The organism is Paraburkholderia sp. RAU6.4a, from assembly GCF_050435625.1.
GTDB lineage: Bacteria > Pseudomonadota > Gammaproteobacteria > Burkholderiales > Burkholderiaceae > Paraburkholderia > Paraburkholderia tuberum.
Genome location: NZ_JBNDKQ010000003.1, coordinates 1426791 through 1444568, shown reverse-complemented (window position 1 = coordinate 1444568; position 17778 = coordinate 1426791). Strand labels below are relative to the sequence as shown.

Genomic DNA, 17778 nt, shown 5'->3' with positions numbered 1-17778 from the left:
TATTCGTGTTCGGCGCGACAGCGATCCACGTCAAGGCGTCCAGCGATACATCAGCAGCTTCGCGCGCGCGTCGTCTTCGACCAGCACCACGTACTCGCCGTTATCGCGCTGCACCGCGCTGATGCCGAGATACACGTCGACCCAGCCGCTCGTGCCGCCGACGCTCGCGCCCGGCGTCATGTAACCGACCGCCGTGCCGTTGCGCGCGTCGTAGACGTCGATGCGATCGGTGTACAGCTCGGCAACGAAGATATAGTTGCCCGCCACCGCGACGCCGACCGTGGTGGTCTGCGGATCGCTTTGCGTGTTCCACGGCAACGAGGCCGTGTATGTCAGCGTCGGGTTGCCGCTGCTCCAGTTGTCGTAGCGGGCCAGCACCGGACCCGCTTCCTTCCAGTGCGTCGGGTCCCACGGAATCGCACTCGTGAAACCGGACAGATACATCGTGTCGGTCGCTGCGACGTAGACGAGCCGCGCGAGCCGCGTGAATGGCGCGGGCATCGCGAACATCTTCGCACTCGCGTACGTGTAGATCGGATTGCCGGCGGAGTCGAGACCTTGCAGCGGCATCTCGCGCACGCCGCTCAATGGCGTGGCAAGCCACACGTTGCCGGGTTCGTCGACCCACCAGAAGCCGTCGCCGACCGTGCTGCCGGTCGACGGATTGCCGCTGATCTCGCTCGCGTCGACGGCGCCATTGCCATTGCTGTCGCGCCATAGCCATTCGCCGTACGTCGGTTGCGCGGCGGGCCATGCGCCGGGCAGCGGATTCTGCGCGAGCATCCCCGACGGTATCGCGATCTCGCCATGCGCGGCATCGAAGCGATAGACGTTCAGATAGTGCGCGCCCGGATCGAGCGTATAGAGAAAGCGCTGGCCATCGAATCTGCGCACCATCGGTTCGCCACGCACGCCGCGCGGCTCGTGAAAGGCGGGATCGTCGGGGTAATCGAAGCGATCGAGCGTGAACGCCGCATATGACCATTCGTGGCCGACCGGCTGCCTGTAATCGAGCGTGAAGCGCTTCGAGCCCGTGTAGATGGAAGCGGGCGTGGCCGGGTCGAACGCGCCGCTATCGACGAAGCTCAGACCGTAGAGCCGCCAGTTGAGCACGCGCGTGCCGTACACGTAGCTCTCCAGCACTGCGCCCTGCCCTACGGATGCAGAGCCGAGCGCGCGCGGTCCCTCGCCGTTTTGCGCGACGTACAGATTGCCGGCCGCGTCGACGCCGATGCCGGTGATGCCGTTGAAACGCGTATCGCCGGGCACGCCGCGCACCGGGTGGAAAATGCCGTTGCGCGTGCCGATCGACGTGCCCGCCTGCATCTGGCCGCCAGCGCCCTTGTTGAACACGAGGATCTGCTGCGAAACGCCGTTGTCGGCGACCAGCAGTTGGCCGGATGGCGTCACTGTGAGGTCGCTCGGCACGGTGCCGGCGGGCAGCGTCAATGGACCGGCGAGCGCGGTGCCGTCGGCGCGGTAGTGCAGGATGCTCAGATTGGCTGTGCCGAAGGCGCTGATGATCCACAGCGTCGAGTCGGTGTCGATCGCGATGCGGGCCGGCGACGCGACGCTCCACGAACGCAGCGGCTGCATGGACTGCGCGTCGTACACGGCGATCCGGTTGCCGTACGTGTCGGCCACGTAGAGCTCGCTGTCGGTTGCGGCGAGGCCGCGAATGCTCGCGTCGGTGCCAGTCTTCACCGTATCGACCGCGACGAAACTGTTCTTCGTCGCGTTCGCGCTATTGCCGATGCCGCCGGAAAACGGCGCGCCGGTCGCGAGATTCGCAAGCGTGCGTCGCGTGATGCCGTACCAGGTCTGATTGGCCGGCGGATAGTCGGCGCCGACCAGCGCATTGTTCTCGTTGCCGATCGACATCGCCGCGTACAGGTACGTGTGATTCACCGTCACCGCGTCGCCGCCGGCCGCGCCCCAGCCATGCGTCGAACCGGCCACCGCGAGCTTGTCGCCCGCGCGATAGGCGGCGATTTCACTCCCGCTTTCGTCCCACGGCGCATTCGTATAAACGGTGCCATTGGCGCCGACGCTAATGGCCTGAATATCCTGCTGCATCCATTTGCCGTCGCCAAATCCGAAACTATTACCGATCCATGAGGTCGTGTAATTCAATTGGGATTGCGCGGAAACATTCGGCGAGATCAGGCTGTGGATTAACACCACGGCCAAGCCAACGCGGGAGAAAGGCTTCACGGCAGTCTGTCCTTGCGAGGCGCGAGACGCGCACATCAGATTTGGCGTTTTATCCTCTCATACAAAATAGTAAATTTATTGATGAAAAAATGATTGTTGAATGCCGATTCATCCAATTCATTCGATTTGCATCGAATCATGTTTCCGACACAATCTTTCCTTCACGAAACCAGTAAAAACCGGTTCCCGTAAAGACTCACCGATCAGAGATTCAGTTGCTTTTTCTGCTCCTGTAAATCCTCACCTTGAGCGAGACGCTCATCATGTCCGCGCCGCCCGGCGACGCTCGAAAATCCGCCGCGTCAGATCGAACGCCACCAGATTGCCGGCCACCACGAGCAATAGACCGACCACCGCGAGCGCTGACCATCGATAGCCCTCGAACAGCGTCGATGCCGCGAGCGCGACGATCGGAAACAGCACCGTGCAATAGGCGGCCCGCTCCGGGCCCATACGGCCGACGAGCATCAGGTACGCCGTAAAGCCGATCACCGAGCCGAACACCACGAGATACGCGAGCGCACCGAGATAGCGCGCCGACGGTTCCACCGCGAACGAATAGCCGGCGAACAGACTACCGAGCGTCAGGACGGCAGCACCGATCAGCATCGCCCAGCTGTTGGTCGCGAACGGATGCAGGCCCATCGACTGCATGCGGCTCGACAGCAGGTTGCCGGCCGAGAAGCACAGCGTGCCGAGAAACGCGACGCCGAGCCCGAGCCATGCGGTGTGATCGCCGAGATGCCCGGCCATCTGCTGCACGAACAGACAGACGATGCCGACGAGCCCGAGCAACGCACCCGCAATCGCGCTCGGCTGCAGAGGCCGGCCCATGAACAGCCGCCCGTTGATCGAGTTCAGCAGCGGCGCGGTCGAGAACACCACCGCGACGAGCCCGCTCGGCACGAGCTGTTCGGCGTAGTAGAAGCACAGGAAATTCAGGCAGAACAGCGCGAGACCCTGCGCGGCGAGGTAGCGCCAGGCGTCGCGCGGCGGCCAGATCGGGCGGCGCATGATGCGCGCCAGTGCGAACATCAGCAGCGCGGCGATCCAGAAACGCCATGCAATCGATACCGGTGGCGGCACCGCGCCGAGTTGCCATTTGATTGCGATCCACGTGGTGCCCCAGATCAGCACGGTGATGGCATAAAGGAGGAGATTCATGGTCGGGCCTCAGACTGCAATGACGGACTGCGATGACGCGCAGCATGGAAGAAAGCCCGACTATGGAACCGCGCCGCCGCCCGCAATTGTCCAAAATTGCGCACTTTTTCGCGCCGATGCGCGGGCTGACGGGACGCGCCGTATACTGGCCGCTCAACCACCACCGTACACCGGAAAACCTCCGCGCGCCGCCGTGAACCCCACCCCGTCCGTCCCCGTGATATCCACCGCCGGCATGCCTTTTGGCCTGCAGTCGGTCTGTCACACGCTCGCCAGTGCGAACGCGCATCTGGACCGCTTCGCGTGGCTCGGCGACGGACTCGCGATCGCGCTATGGACTCGCGACACGAAGGAGGACGAGACCGTCTACGAACGGCCCGGCCATCACACGCTGTCGTGCTATCTGGACGGCGGCTATCGCACCGAGCGCCAGAAAATGCCGGGCCACTACGGCGCGCCGTCGCGGCTGTGCGCACTGCCCGGCGATCACGAATCGCGCTGGTGGGTGCGCGGCCACATGCACTTCATGCATCTGTACTTCCTGCCCGAGCACTTCACGCGACGCGCGGTGCAGGAGCTCGACCGCGAACCGCGCGAACTGACGCTCGCCGATCGCACCTATTTCGAGGACCCGCGCATTGCGAGTCTGTGTCAGTCGCTCGTCAACGAGGAGTGGAAAAGTCCCGACGGTCTGCTGCGCACCAACGAGACCGCGCACGAAGTGCTGAGCCTGCTATTGCGCGGCCAGGGCGTACGGCGCGCGAACGTGGCGCTGAAAGGCGGGCTGTCGGCCGCGACGCGGCGCCGCCTGCGCGACTATATCGACATTCATCTTGCGCAGCCGTTGACGCTTGGGGAGCTGTCGGGTGTCGCGGCGCTGTCGGAGTTTCATCTTGCGCGGATGTTTCGCGAGTCGTTCGGGTTGCCGCCCGCCGCCTGGATCGCGCGGCAGCGGCTCGATCGCGCGCGCACGCTGCTGCGCACGACGACGTTGCCGCTCACGCAGATCGCCGGGCAGTGTGGCTATGCAAACGCGAGTCACTTTAGTCACCGGTTTCGCGAGGCTGTCGGGGTGACGCCGAGTGGGTTCCGGCAGGCTATCGGTGTTTGAGATTCGCGTTTGAGTTTCGCTTTTGCGGTTAGCTCCGTGTCATCGCAGCGCCATCGCCAGCACGCGCGCGACGTGGATCGCGTCGACGCCCGCGCCGTCGTGAATCTGATGCCGGCAGCTAGTGCCGTCGGCGACCATCACCGTGGCCGCGTCCAGCTTGCGCACCGCGGGTAGCAGCGACAGCTCGGCCATCGCCTGCGAGCTCGCGTAGTGCTCCGCTTCATAGCCGAAGCTGCCGGCCATGCCGCAGCACGACGATTCGACCGTCGATACCTTCAATTCGGGAATCCACTCCAGCACGGTCTGCACCGGCGTGAATGCGTCGAACGCCTTCTGATGGCAGTGGCCGTGCACGAGTGCCTGCTGCATCGGCAGCGGCTTCAATTCGAGCTGCAATCGTCCGGCCTTTTCTTCGCGCACGAGGAATTCCTCGAATAGAAACGCGTGCTGCGCGAGGCGCTGCGCCTCTTCGCCGAAGCCGTACTGCAGGAATTCATCGCGCAACGACAGCAGACACGATGGCTCCAACCCCACCACCGGCACGCCACGTTCGACGAACGGCCTGAACAGCTCGAGCATGCGCCGCGCTTCCTCTTTCGCTTCGTCGACGAGACCCGCCGCGAGAAACGTGCGGCCGCAACACACGGGACGCTCTCCCGGGCGTGCATTGAAGTGGACCGTGTAGCCCGCCGCTTCGAGCACCTGTTGCGCGGCGCGCGCGTTGTCGGGCTCGAGGTGGTTGTTGAAGGTATCGACGAACAGCAGGACTTCTTTCAGCGCGCACGCCTGCGCAGCGTTGCGTGCAGGCTTCGCGGACACCGCATCGGCCAGAAACGCCTTCTTGAACCGCGGCAAACTCCGCTCGGTCGCGAAGCCGAGCGAGCGCTTGAACCACGTCGACAGCACCGGCACGTTGTCCGCGAGCGCCAGCAGCCTCGGCATGCGGCTCGCCGCGCCCGCATAGCGCGGCATGAACGCGACGAGCCTGTCGCGCAGCCGCACCCCATGCGTCTTGACACGCGCCGCCCGCGCCTCGATCTTGAACTTCGCCATATCGACGCCGGTCGGGCAATCGCGCTTGCAGCCCTTGCACGATACGCACAGGTCGAGCGTTTCCTTCACGTCATCGCTCGCGAGCCCGCTTTCGCCGAGTTGCCCCGAAATCGCGAGCCGCAACGTGTTGGCCCGCCCGCGCGTCAAATGTTGCTCGTCCTTCGTCACGCGATAGCTCGGGCACATCGTGCCCGCGTCGAACTTGCGACAGTGGCCGTTGTTGTTGCACATCTCGACCGCTTTCGCGAGGCCGCCGCTCAGATCGTCGCCGCTGCCGGGCGCGCTTTCTTCTCCCGTCAGCGGGTCGCGCTTCACGTTCCACGTCGACCAGTCGAGCGCCGTTTCGATGCGCTGTTCGCGATAGCCCGGCGCAAAGCGGAAATTGCGCGCGTCGTCCATCTTCGGCGGACGCACGATCCTGTCGGGATTGAAGCGGTTGTCCGGATCGAACAACGCCTTGATCTCGCTGAACGCCTGGTTGAGCCGCGGCCCGTATTGCCACGCAACCCATTCGCCACGGCATAGCCCATCGCCATGCTCGCCGGAATACGCGCCCTTGTACTCACGCACGAGCGCGGCCGCTTCCTCGGCGATCGCGCGCATCTTCGTCGCGCCGTCGCGGCGCATGTCGAGAATCGGCCGCACGTGCAGCGTACCGACGCTCGCATGCGCGTACCACGTGCCTTCGGTGCCGTGGCGATGAAACACGTCGGTCAGCCGGCTCGTGTAGTCGGCCAGATGTTCGAGCGGCACCGCGCAATCTTCGATGAAGGACACCGGCTTGCCGTCGCCCTTCATGCTCATCATGATGTTGAGACCAGCCTTGCGCACTTCCCACAGCGCTTTTTGCGCATTTGCGTCCGGCATCTCGACGACCGCATCGGGCAGGCCCAACTCGCCCATCAACTCCGTGAGCTGCTTCAGCGACGCGAGCTGCGCGTCGCGATCCTCGCCCGCGAATTCGACGAGCAGAATCGCCTGCGGCTCGCCGACCAGCGCCTTCCCGATCACCGGCCGAAACGCGGGATTGCTCAACGCGAGATCGATCATCGTGCGATCGACGAGTTCGACAGCGACCGGCTTCAGCTCGACGATGTGCTGCGTGAGCGCCATCGACTGCCGGAAGGTCGGAAAGTTGACCACGCCAAGCGCCTTGTGCGCGGGCAGCGGCGCGAGCTTCAACGTGATCTGCCGGCTGAATGCGAGCGTGCCTTCCGAGCCGACCAGCAGATGCGCGAGGTTCGCGCTGCCGTCATCGGTATAGGCGCGCGGATTCTGGCAATCGAACAGATCGATGTTGTAGCCCGCGACGCGGCGCAGCACCTTCGGCACGCGCGCGATGATTTCGTCACGCTCGCGCTGCGCGATCCGCGTGACGCCCGCAACGATCTGCTGCAAGCGCTCACCTTGCGGCGGCTCGCGCAGCGACGCGAAGCGCGCTTCGCTGCCGTCGGCGAGAATCGCGTCGATCGCGTCGACGTTGTGCACCATGTTGCCGTACTCGATCGAGCGCGAGCCGCACGAGTTGTTGCCGGCCATGCCGCCGATCGTGCACTGGGCAGCCGTCGATACATCGACCGGGAACCACAGTCCATGCGGCTTCAGCCACGCGTTCAGATGATCGAGCACGACGCCGGGCTCGACCGTCACGGTGCGCGCGTCGGCATCGAACGCGACGATGTTGTTGAGCCACTTGCTCGTATCGACCACCAGCGCTTCGCCGACCGTCTGCCCACACTGGCTCGTGCCCGCGCCGCGCGCGAGCAGCGGTACTTTCTCGCTGCGCGCGATCTCGAGCGCGATGCGCAGATCGTCCTGATCGCGCGGCACCACGACGCCGACCGGCGTGATCTGATAGATCGACGCATCGGTCGCGTAGCGGCCGCGGCTGGCGAGATCGAACAGCACGTCGCCGCGCAGCGCTTTGCGCAGATGCTGCGCGAGCGGACTCGTTGCGCGCGCGGCGGAGGGGACCAGATGGATCGGCTTGACGAGCAAGCCCGCAGTGGGATTCGTCATTTCGTCGGCCTGTGAGGAGCGCGCCTGAACCGCGCAGCTCGAATTACCTAGTACAGCGTCAGATGCACCGGCGCGAGTCCTTCGATATGCCCGCTCACGGTGCCCGCCTCGCGCGGAAAGAACATGCCGGTGTACGAACCGGCGGTGATCACCATCTCCGGCGTCACCGCAATGCCGCGCGAACTCGCGTGATTGACGAGCCACGTCAACAGCCGCCGCGGATCGCCGGCCGGATTCGCGGGCGTCGTTTCGACGACATTGCCTCCGTTGAACGCGAAACGCAGCGACGGCGCGACGAACGGAAAATCCTCGCGATACCGTGTGAATTCACCGACGATCAGCGCGCCGTGATTTTGCAGGTCCGCAAGCTGCGCGAGTTTGTCGATGGCGGGCCACGCGGCATGGCGGCTCGCGACGATCTCGATGGTCGCGCCGATCGAGCCGATGCCCGCGAGCACTTCGTCCTCGCGGTACGGTTTCGTGGACGGCTCGAAACGCCGGCCGAAACGGAACGCGACTTCGAGTTCGAGCCCGAGCGGCGCGAAGCCTTCGCGCGACAGACGCGCGCCGTCGGCGTGCAGATCGGTGTCGGGCAATGGCGCGCCTTGAATCGGTCCGCTCGCCGATTTCGCGCCGATCTTCCAACCGCCGATTCGCGCGCCGCACGCGCTCAAGATTTCGTGCTGGATTGCGTAGGCCGCGTCGGCATCGGAAGGAAGCAGCTCCGGCGGCAACGTATCGAGCACCGTGCGATTGCGACGCGCATCGGCAAGCAGCTGACTCAATGATGAAGTCATGTTTTACACGCCCATCCGGGTGGAAACGTGCGCCTTCTCCGACGCGCCAACTTCGAAGCGGCTCTCGGGCTGCATGCGGAACGCGAGCACGACGCCGATGCCCATCAGCAACATGCTGCCGACGAACGGCAGATCCCAGTTGCCAAAGCGGTCGATCAGAAAGCCGCCCATCACCGGCGAGATGATCGCGGCGAGCGCCGAGCCCGTGTTCATCATGCCGCTCGCGGTGCCGGCGAAGTCCGGCGCGATATCCATCGGGATCGCCCACATCGGGCCGATCGTCATCTCGGCGAAGAAGAAGCCCGACGCGAGACAGGCAATCGACAACGTCAGGTCATGCGTGAACATCAGAGGAATCAGCGACAGCAGGCAGAACAGCATGCACACCGACACCATCCAGCTGCGCGCGCGTTTGAGGCTGCCGGTGCGCTTGAAGATCGCATCGGTGACGATGCCGCCGAGCGTGTCGCCGATCACGCCCGCGAAGAACACGACCGACGCGAAGATCGCCGACTTCTTCAATTGCAGATTGTGGTTATGCAGGAAGTACAGCGGAATCCAGCTCAGGAACAGCCACAGCGTCCAGCCGTAGCAGAAGTAGACGATCGTGACCGGCGTCATGCGGCGAAACAGCTTGCCCCACGGCAGGCCGGAGACTTTCGGCTTCGGCGTGGGCAGCACCGCGAGTTCCTCGGCCGTGATGCGCGGATGATCTTTCGGATGCTCGGTGAACGTGACCGCCCACGTGACCACCCACACCAGACTCAGCGCGCCGCAGATAAAGAACGATTCGCGCCAGCCCCAGTTGGTCATCACGATCACGATGAGCGCCGGCGCGACCGCGTTGCCGACTCGCGACGCCGCGTGCGTGATGCCCTGCGCGAAGCCGCGCTTTTCTTTCGCGACCCAGCGCGACATCGCCGACGTTGCGGCCGGGAACGTCGCGCCTTCACCGAAACCGAGCACGAGCCGCGCGGCGAGCAACGAAGCGAGCCCGCCCGCGAAGCCCGTGAGCACCGTCGCGAGACCCCAGATGGCGCCGCAGAACAGCAGCGTGCGTCGCGCGCCGAAGCGATCGCTGACCCAGCCGCCGATCACCTGAAACAGCAGATACGGATACGCGAAGGCCGAGAACACGAGCCCGACCTGCGTATGCGTGAGATTGAATTCCTTGCCGAAACCCGCCGCCGCGGTGCTGACGTTCACGCGATCGAGGTACGTGATGAAGTACATGATGCAGAGCATCACTAGAACGATACTGGTCGCACTGGTCAAACGAAACCGCTTCATCGTCTCTCTCCATGGCATGTGTCGACGGCGCGCCTGAAGTGGCGCGCTGCGTCCGTCGCCCGTCGGCCGCGAGAGCCGCTATGGACGCATTGCATGTTGTTCTGGCCGCGTTCTGCGCGCGGCTCGATGAGGGAAGCGCTCCCTGCGCCCGACAATCAGGCCGCGGCCTTCAATCCCGACGTCTTCGGTGCCTGGCTCAGCCACTCCATCGCGGCCGGCATGCCGCTTTCCTTGAGCGGCACGCCAGCAAGCCGCAGACCCATTTCGCAGCCAGCCAGTGTCGCGAGCAGCATCAGATCGTTGCAATCGCCAAGATGGCCGATGCGGAACATGCGGCCTTTCATCTTGCCGAGGCCCGTGCCGAGCGACATGTCGAAGCGTTCGTAGATCAGCTTGCGCACCGCATCGGCATCGACACCGTCGGGCGTCATCACGCCCGTCAGCACCGGGCTATAGACGGCGGGATCGGCGCACTGGATTTCGAGCCCCCACGCGCGCACCGCGCGGCGCGTCGCTTCGGCAAGCCGCTCGTGACGCGCGAACACGTTGTCCAGCCCTTCGCCGAGAATCATTTCGATCGCTTCATGCAGCCCGTACAGCAGGTTCGTGTTCGGCGTGTACGGCCAGTAGCCGGATTTGTTCATCTCGACGATTTCCGCCCAGTCCCAGAAGCTGCGCGGCAGCTTCGCGTGCTGGCTGGCGGCCATCGCCTTCGGCGAGATCGCGTTGAAGCTGATGCCCGGCGGCAGCATCAAGCCCTTTTGCGAGCCCGACACGGTCACGTCGACACCCCATTCGTCATGACGATAATCAGCGCACGCGAGACCGGAGATCGTGTCGACGAGCAGCAGCGCCGGATGGCCCGCGGCGTCGATCGCGCGACGCACGGCGGCGATGTCGGACGTGACGCCGGTCGAGGTTTCGTTGTGCACCACGCAGACCGCCTTGATCGCATGCTGCGTGTCGGCGCGCAGACGCTCTTCGATCATCTGCGGCTGCACGCCGCGCCGCCAGCCTTCGATGCCTGGCAGCCCCAGGAATTCGGGCTTCAGGCCGAGCTTCTCGGCCATCTTTTTCCACAACGTCGCGAAGTGGCCGGTCTCGAACATCAGCACGTGATCGCCGGGGCTCAGCGTATTCGACAGTGCGGCTTCCCATGCGCCCGTGCCGGACGCCGGATAGATGACGACCGGCTGCTGCGTCTTGAAGATCTTCTTGATGCCGTCGAGCACCTTGAGACCCAGCTCGCCGAATTCGGGTCCGCGATGGTCGATGGTCGGATAGCTCATCGCGCGAAGGATGCGATCCGGCACCGGACTCGGCCCCGGAATCTGCAGGAAGTGACGGCCAGCGGGATGAAAATCTAGCTTCAGCATCAGAGTCCTCCAATTGAATTTTGCATGCAAAAAACTATATCAGATGAACCGTGACGCTCCCAAGACGAAAATTGGCCTCTAAGGCCCGTGTTTACCCGCGTGTGCGCATGGATTAACTAATCGATATGGTTCCGATAAAATCCAATCCATGTGAAGCTGAGGATTTTTGTATGCAAAATTCGGATCTCGACGCGGGTCTGACCGCTGCCCCGCTGATGCCGAAGGTCGAGCGTCAGCGCCTGCACGACACGGTGGTGGAGCACATTCGCCGCTTTATCGTCGAGGGAGCGCTGGAGCCCGGCAAGAAACTGAACGAGCGGGAGTTGTGCGAAACGCTCGGCATTTCGCGCACGCCGCTGCGCGAGGCGCTGAAGGTGCTGGCTGCCGAAGGTCTGATCGAGATTTCGCCGAACCGGGGCGCGTCGGTATCGAAGATGTCGGAAGCGGAGGTGCGTGAGACCTTCGAGCTAATGAGCGGCCTCGAAGCGTTTTCCGGCGAACTCGCGGCCGAGCGCATCACCGCGGCCGAACTCGCAGAGATCAAGGCGCTGCATTACGCGATGCTGGCGTGCCGTGCGCAGAACGATCTGCCGGGCTACTACAGTCGCAACCAGGCGATCCACGACAAGATCAACGAAGCGGCGAGAAATTCGGCGCTGCGGCAGACGTATGTGTCGGTCAACCGGCGGCTGCAGGCGCTGCGCTTTCGCTCGAACTATCAGACGCCGAAGTGGGACCGCGCGATTCACGATCACGATGAAATGCTGAAGGCGCTCGAGGCTCGCGACGGCAAGAAGCTCAGCGCGATTTTGCGGCAGCATCTGCTCGATAAGCGGGATGCGGTTTTGCAGGTGCAGGTGCAGGAGGAGGTGGTTGCTTCGGCCTCCGGGTTGAAGGCGTGATGCGGACAACTGATGCCGAATCCCGCTCCTCGCCACTCCGTCGGCAACAAAACTTGTCCACCTAAATTGTTGGCAAGCCTGTGGACAACCTTCGCACAGCGAGCTTAAGTGCTTGAAGCATGAGAACTATCCGCGCGCGGTGCACGCGTAGGCAGTGAGCGTCGCTATGGAGTCCGTGATACTGGCGAGTGGGCTTCGCAAGGATGCCGTTTCACTCGCGCCGACCTCGAAGTCCAGTTGTCCACATAATTTGGGAACAAGCTTGTGGACAACCTGCGCACAGGCCAGCCAAGTGTTTGATACGGCAGGCCTATCGTGCGCGGATGCGGGAGCGGGCAGCGGCGCGGCACCTCACGCGATGCAAGCCAACGGCCGCGCCCTCCACCCTCGATTTCACTGCGTCGTTTCACGACCGCGCAACGACTCCGGCAACCCATACAGCACGATCAGCGCGCACACCACGCTCATCGCGCCGGTCACATAAAGCGCCGGCGTCGTGCTGCCGGTCAGATCCTTCACACGTCCGACCATCACCGGGCTCACGATCCCGCCGAGTTGCCCGAGCGTGTTGATCGACGCGGTACCGCCCGCGACCACGCCCGCGCCCATCATGGCAAGCGCGACCACCAGCAAGGTGGTCTGCTTGTCGAAGAATCGCGCGGCGAAGAAGCCGAGCGCCGACATCAACAGCAGCCCGAACACGAACTTGCGCCGCTCGCCGCTCGCGTCCGACAGGCGCCCGACCACCACCATGCACCGTGCGCAGATGATCGAACAGCAGCCGGCTCACCGGCGACAACGCATCGACGTCGCGCGCGACGAGCACGAGGCTGCGCTCGGCCCAATCGTCGTCGAGCGGCATGCCGACGAGGCCGAGCGGGCGGCCCATCAGTTGATACACCTTTTGCGGCAGCACGCCGACGCCCATGCCAGCCTGAACCATCCGGCACACCGCATCGAAGCCCGGCACGTGGATGCGCAGGCGCAGCGGCTTGCCGGCCTGGGGCGCCGCGAGGTGGGTGCGCGCGTTGATCGAGCTCGCCGAATGCAGGCCGACGTGATCGCCATCGAGCGTTTCGGCGAACGCGATGCTCGTGCGTGCCGCGAGCGGATGATCGTCGCGCATCACGATCACGAGCGAATCGCGTAGGTAGTGCTCGACGTGCAGCTCGCGCGTATCGGCGTCGCCGGAACAGATGCCGAGATCGGCGAGGCTTTCGTCGATGGCTTTGACGACGCCGCCGCTCGGCCGCTCCTCGAGATCGACCTTCACGCGCTCGTGCAACGACTGGAACGCGCGCAGATCTTCAGGCAGAAATTCGACGATCGCCGACAGGTTCGCCATCATCCGCACATAGCCGAGCACGCTGCTAGCATGACCGGCCAGTTCGATGCCGATGCTCTCGATGTCGCGCAGCACCCGGCGCGCGTGATGCAACAGCGTTTCGCCGGCCGGCGTCAGTGTCATGCCGCGCGCGTTGCGCTGGAATAGCGACGCGCCGACCGCCTGTTCGAGTTCGACCAGCCGCTTGCTGGCGGCCGACACGGCGATCGCCTCGCGCTCGGCGGCACGCGTGAGCGTACCTTCTTCGAAGACGGCGAGAAAGAGCTGCAGCGTGGTGAGGTCGAGCTTACGGAGAAGGTTTTTGATGACCATGGCGCGGCGACGAAAGTTCGGTCAGTGATAATCATCCTCTAGCTGATGGCGCACCGCCAGCACGGTCACGGTTTGGTTGTCGTCGATCTCGAACAGCGCGACGTAGCCCGCGCGACCGAATGGGATCAGCAGCTCGCGCAAAAACGGCGTATCGCGCTGAACCTTTCGGCAAGTGAACGGCGATGTGCGCAGCGTGGCGATACCATCGCGGATGGCTTGCAACGCGCGTTTGGCGAGCGGGAAATCCCCGTCGTCCCGCTCGAGGATGAAATCGTACAGTCTCTGCAGGTCCGCCGCCGCTGCGCGTGTGAAACGAACCTGATACGTCATCGGTGCTTCTTCGCGCGCGCCTTCGTTTTTGCTTCGCGGAGCCGCGTTTCGAGACCGGCGAGCACGTCGTCGGCCGATACGTAGTCGCCGCTTTGCTTCGCTTCAGCACGCGACTCAAGCCCTCGCACGACGAATTCACGCACATTCAGGCGCCGCGCGATGTTGTCGCGGATCGCCTGCTCGACGAAACTGGACAGGCTTTCGCCGTCCTGCAGCACGTCCTCGGCCGCGGCCCGCAGCTCGGGCTTGACCCGAACCGACGGGAAAGTAGCGCTTTTCATCGTTCTCTCCATGCATCGCATTAGCGATGCATTATCGCGCTACCTCATGTCTGCCGCAAGCAGCCCTTCACGACTTCCACGCCGAACCCAGAATCATCGTGCAGAAATTCTCGCGATGATAATGCGGGTCTTTCAGCGCGAGCACGTCGGCCTTCACGTTGCCGAACGTCGTGTGCGGCTTGTGGATCGTGCCGTGCGCGAACGCATCGATGATACCTTCCTTGAAGTGCGCGCCGCGCGGATGCGCATGCGTGACTTCCTCGCGCCGCTGCTCGCTGAATTCGTCGTAGGCGAGACCGAGCACGTCCATTTCGACACCCGCAGTGACGAGCGCGATCACCGGCTTCATATGCTGCGGAATGCCTGGTGTCGTGTGCAGCGCGATCGCGGTCCACACCTGCTCGATGTCGTCCTCGCCGATCCGATGCCGCCGCAGAAATTCACGCGCGGCATTCGCGCCGTCGACTTCGAAGCGCTCCTGCTCGCTGCTGTATGGCGCGACGAGGCCCATGTCGTGAAACATCGCGCCGATGTACAGCAGTTCGGGGTCGAACTTCAGCTGCTTGCGTTGCCCGGCCAGCGCGCCGAACAGAAACACGCGCCGCGAGTGGTGATACAGCAACTCCGTTTCGGTGTCGCGCACGAGCTCGGTGGCTTCACGCGCCATCATGCTGTCGGGAATCTGGATACCTGCGATCGTCGTAGTCATGCGGCGTACTCCTTCATATGCGAACGTGAATGTGAAAGTAATCCACCGGACGCGCGCCGCGGCTTCAGAGCGCGTTTTGGTATGCTGGTCCGCGCCGTGATGTCAATGCCTGTCGCCTGCCTGTGAGACCGCGCGTCCGACCGATCCAGTATTGGCCAGCGCGGCGCCGCGAACAATTGCCGCGAGCCGTTGAACACTGCCAAACGCACAGCGTTGACTGCCGCGGCGTGCCCTTCACGTTCCCCGTCAAAGGACGTCATCCGATGCCCACCGTCGCGATCGCGATCTTCCCAGGAGTGCAGGCACTCGACGTCGCCGGTCCCGTCGACGTGTTCTCCGAAGCGAACCGCTTCGTCGCGCCCACGCGGCACTACGAGGTCAAGCTGCTGGCCGCGGACCCGGCGCCGCTGCGCGCATCGAACGGGATGACGTTGGTGGCGGACGCGACCTTCGAGCAGTCGCGCGAACCGTTCGATCTCGCGCTCGTCGCCGGCGGCCCCGCGCTACCGCGCAACGAAGTGCCGGACGCGCGCCTGCTCGACTGGCTCGCCAACGTCGCGACACGTTGCGCCCGCTACGGCTCGATCTGCACCGGCGCTTTCGCGCTCGGTCACGCGGGCCTGCTCGATGGGCGCCACGTGACGACGCACTGGCAGCACGCCGCGCAACTCGCCGCGCAGTTTCCGCGCGCGCGGGTCGACTTCGATCGCATCTATCTGCGCGACGGGCCGCTGGTCACCTCTGCGGGCGTGACGGCCGGCATCGATCTGTCGCTCGCGCTGGTGGCCGAGGATCACGGTCCGCATACCGCGCTCGCGGTCGCCAAGCGGCTCGTCGTGTTCGCGCAGCGGCAAGGCGGTCAGTCGCAATTCAGCCCCTATCTGACCGCGCCCGCCGACGACACCTCGCCCGCCGCGAAAGTGCAGGCGCACGTGATGGCGCGTATCCATGACAGCTTCACCGTCAAGCAGCTCGCCGACGTCGCGGGCATGAGCGCGCGTAACTTCGCGCGCGTGTTCGTGCAGGAAACCGGCGTGACGCCGCATGAATTCGTCGAACGCGCGCGCGTGGATGCCGCACGCAAGCTGCTCGAAAGCAGCGCCGCGGCGCTGAAGACGATCGCCTACGATTGCGGCTTCGGCACCGCCGACCGCATGCGCATCGTGTTTACGAAGCGGCTTGGCGTGACGCCGATGCAGTATCGCGAGCGCTTTCGCCCGGTGTGAATACGGCGTGAGAAAATCGTCGACTCTGCACGTCAACGATCACCAGGAACGACATGACCTCCTCTTCTCCGATTCGCGCGATCGTCACCGGCCATACGCGCGGCCTGGGCGCGGCACTCGCCGAACAACTGCTCGCGCGCAACGTCACGGTGCTGGGTCTGTCGCGCTCGCGGCATGCCGCGCTGAAGGCGCGCTTTGCCGCGCGGCTCGAAGAGATCGAGCTGCCGCTGGCCGAGCCCGCACGCGTCGCGCAATGGATCGCCACCGACGCACTGAGCAACTTCGTGCGCGGCGCGCAGACGGTGCTGCTGATCAACAACGCGGGCATGATGCAGCCGATCGGGCCCATCGAAGGACAGGACGCCGCGAGCGTCGCGGACGCGGTGAGCCTGAACGTCGCGACGCCGCTGATGCTCGCGAGCGCGCTCGCCGCCGCGGCCGTCGACGCAACCGACCGCCGCATCGTGCACATTTCGAGCGGCGCGGCGCGCAACGCGTATCCGGGCTGGAGCATCTACTGCGCGACCAAGGCCGCGCTCGATCATCACGCGCGCGCCGTCGCGCTCGACGCGAATCGCGCGCTGCGCATCTGCAGCCTCGCGCCGGGTGTGATCGATACGGACATGCAGGCGCAAATTCGCGGTAGCGGCGAAGAGCAGTTCCCGATGCGCCAGCGCTTCGACGAGCTGAAGCGCAACGGCCAACTGTCGACGCCCGAGCAATGCGCGGCGCAGCTGATCGACTATGCGCTCTGCGATGCGTTCGGGCAGACGCCGGTCGCGGACATTCGCGAGATCGCGAAATCGGCCTGAACGGGCTATTGCTGCCGGGTATTTGCGCTCCCGAAAATCCTCACCTCAAGCACGGAGCAGTGGCGGATCGGCGTCAGCTACCGTCGTCGTTTGTCCCGAAAAGCCTCACCTTTGAGGTGAAAAGAGGACTCGAGGAGGCATTTCAGCGAGCGCATTGCGGCGCTCACACACCGCTCCCGAAATCCCTCACCTTTGATCGAACGCAGCCGGATCGCTTCGCCGATACCGGCCGCGTACGCGGCAGATCGCCTGGACATTCAACGACTTACGTTACACCGCCGGCGCACGGTCACCGCGACGGATGCCATGATTGGCGACTGCATGAAGCGCGTTTTGTACGTCGCACGACGGGCCGTCGCCCGATACAGCACCGACGGCTCCCGAATATCCTCACCTATGGCTGACAGGCATAAATGCGCGCATTCCCGCGAGCCTCTTGCCGCGCGGTTTGTGCCGTTCCTGGCCCGGCCGGTTAGTTGCAAAAGAACCGCCCGCGCGCGACTCCCGAAAGTCCTCACCTTTGACGCGATGCACGCGCCACGTTCATTCGATTGGCACGTTGTTCAGCCCATGCACCGCGACGACGTTCTTCATCGCGTCGACGATCGCCGTTCTAACCTGCGCGGGCAGATGGCCGCAAAATTCGTCGTCGTTCTGATCGTCCAATTGCGCGAGTTCGAGGACGAGCGCCTGTGCGGCATCGCTTAACGCGATCAGATGATTGCGACGGTCTTCGTCGACCGTCTCGGGTTCGAGCAGCGCCTTTGTCTCTTGTGCGCGCCGCCTTCGCCGGCTTCCGGCCAGACGGCCTGACCGCATGACGCCTCTGACGGAAAC

Annotated in this window: 14 protein-coding genes and 2 pseudogenes; 4 read left to right on the top strand and 12 right to left on the bottom strand. The window is 64.4% G+C overall.

What is annotated here, in order from left to right; genetic code table 11:
• Positions 1-30: 30 nt before the first annotated feature.
• Both OKW40_RS31330 and OKW40_RS31325 read right to left on the bottom strand, forming a co-directional pair.
• Positions 31-2076: a hypothetical protein gene (locus OKW40_RS31330; protein WP_429493222.1), complete on the bottom strand. Its 2046-nt coding sequence runs from the start codon at positions 2074-2076 to the stop codon at positions 31-33.
• A gap of 399 nt (positions 2077-2475) precedes the next feature.
• Positions 2476-3378: a DMT family transporter gene (locus OKW40_RS31325; protein ID WP_090808208.1), complete on the bottom strand. Its 903-nt coding sequence runs from the start codon at positions 3376-3378 to the stop codon at positions 2476-2478.
• A 235-nt stretch (positions 3379-3613) separates the two neighbouring features.
• Between OKW40_RS31325 and OKW40_RS31320 the strand changes: the two genes are divergently transcribed.
• A complete protein-coding gene (locus OKW40_RS31320; protein WP_429354167.1) occupies positions 3614-4489 on the top strand; it encodes a helix-turn-helix domain-containing protein in 876 nt (291 codons plus the stop codon).
• Between the two features lie 39 nt (positions 4490-4528).
• On the opposite strand, the gene OKW40_RS31315 is transcribed toward OKW40_RS31320, so the two are convergent.
• The 4 genes from OKW40_RS31315 to OKW40_RS31300 all read right to left on the bottom strand — a co-directional run bounded on the left by OKW40_RS31315 (position 4529) and on the right by OKW40_RS31300 (position 11024).
• Positions 4529-7561, bottom strand: a complete 3033-nt coding sequence (locus tag OKW40_RS31315; RefSeq protein WP_429493221.1) for an FAD-binding and (Fe-S)-binding domain-containing protein — start codon at positions 7559-7561, stop codon at positions 4529-4531.
• A gap of 47 nt (positions 7562-7608) precedes the next feature.
• Positions 7609-8358, bottom strand: coding sequence for a 2-keto-4-pentenoate hydratase (locus tag OKW40_RS31310; protein ID WP_429493220.1), 750 nt, complete (start codon positions 8356-8358; stop codon positions 7609-7611).
• Positions 8359-8361: 3 nt separating this feature from the next.
• A complete protein-coding gene (locus OKW40_RS31305) occupies positions 8362-9648 on the bottom strand; it encodes an MFS transporter (protein ID WP_429493219.1) in 1287 nt (428 codons plus the stop codon).
• A gap of 155 nt (positions 9649-9803) precedes the next feature.
• Positions 9804-11024, bottom strand: a complete 1221-nt coding sequence (locus OKW40_RS31300; protein WP_429493218.1) for a pyridoxal-phosphate-dependent aminotransferase family protein — start codon at positions 11022-11024, stop codon at positions 9804-9806.
• 170 nt (positions 11025-11194) lie between these two features.
• Between OKW40_RS31300 and OKW40_RS31295 the strand changes: the two genes are divergently transcribed.
• Positions 11195-11926, top strand: coding sequence for a GntR family transcriptional regulator (locus tag OKW40_RS31295; protein ID WP_184037898.1), 732 nt, complete (start codon positions 11195-11197; stop codon positions 11924-11926).
• Between the two features lie 393 nt (positions 11927-12319).
• On the opposite strand, the pseudogene OKW40_RS31290 reads toward OKW40_RS31295, so the two are convergent.
• The 5 genes and pseudogenes from OKW40_RS31290 to OKW40_RS31270 form a co-directional block, all read right to left on the bottom strand.
• Positions 12320-12688: pseudogene (locus OKW40_RS31290) on the bottom strand (MFS transporter); the annotation flags it as partial.
• Positions 12663-13583 (bottom strand): annotated as a pseudogene (locus tag OKW40_RS31285) (LysR family transcriptional regulator); the annotation flags it as partial. The pseudogenes OKW40_RS31290 and OKW40_RS31285, both read right to left, overlap by 26 nt.
• A 21-nt stretch (positions 13584-13604) precedes the next feature.
• Entirely contained in the window at positions 13605-13913 is a 309-nt protein-coding gene (locus OKW40_RS31280) for a type II toxin-antitoxin system RelE/ParE family toxin (protein WP_187612459.1), read from the bottom strand.
• Complete coding sequence (locus tag OKW40_RS31275) at positions 13910-14194, bottom strand: YlcI/YnfO family protein (protein ID WP_090808191.1); 285 nt, start codon at positions 14192-14194, stop codon at positions 13910-13912. The genes OKW40_RS31280 and OKW40_RS31275 overlap by 4 nt, the downstream gene beginning before the upstream one ends.
• Positions 14195-14261: 67 nt before the next feature.
• Positions 14262-14903, bottom strand: coding sequence for an HD domain-containing protein (locus tag OKW40_RS31270; RefSeq protein ID WP_429493217.1), 642 nt, complete (start codon positions 14901-14903; stop codon positions 14262-14264).
• Positions 14904-15166: 263 nt separating this feature from the next.
• Here OKW40_RS31270 and OKW40_RS31265 point away from each other — a divergent pair, with 263 nt between their 5' ends.
• Complete coding sequence (locus OKW40_RS31265; RefSeq protein WP_429493216.1) at positions 15167-16129, top strand: GlxA family transcriptional regulator; 963 nt, start codon at positions 15167-15169, stop codon at positions 16127-16129.
• Between the two features lie 53 nt (positions 16130-16182).
• The gene (locus OKW40_RS31260) at positions 16183-16941 is read left to right on the top strand and encodes an SDR family oxidoreductase (RefSeq protein ID WP_429493215.1); all 759 of its coding nucleotides are present in this window, start codon (positions 16183-16185) and stop codon (positions 16939-16941) included.
• Positions 16942-17484: 543 nt separating this feature from the next.
• Here the strand turns inward: OKW40_RS31260 and OKW40_RS31255 are convergent.
• Positions 17485-17760 carry a hypothetical protein gene (locus OKW40_RS31255; protein ID WP_429493214.1) on the bottom strand — a complete coding sequence of 92 codons (276 nt, stop codon included), beginning with the start codon at positions 17758-17760 and terminating at the stop codon, positions 17485-17487.
• Positions 17761-17778: the final 18 nt, after the last annotated feature.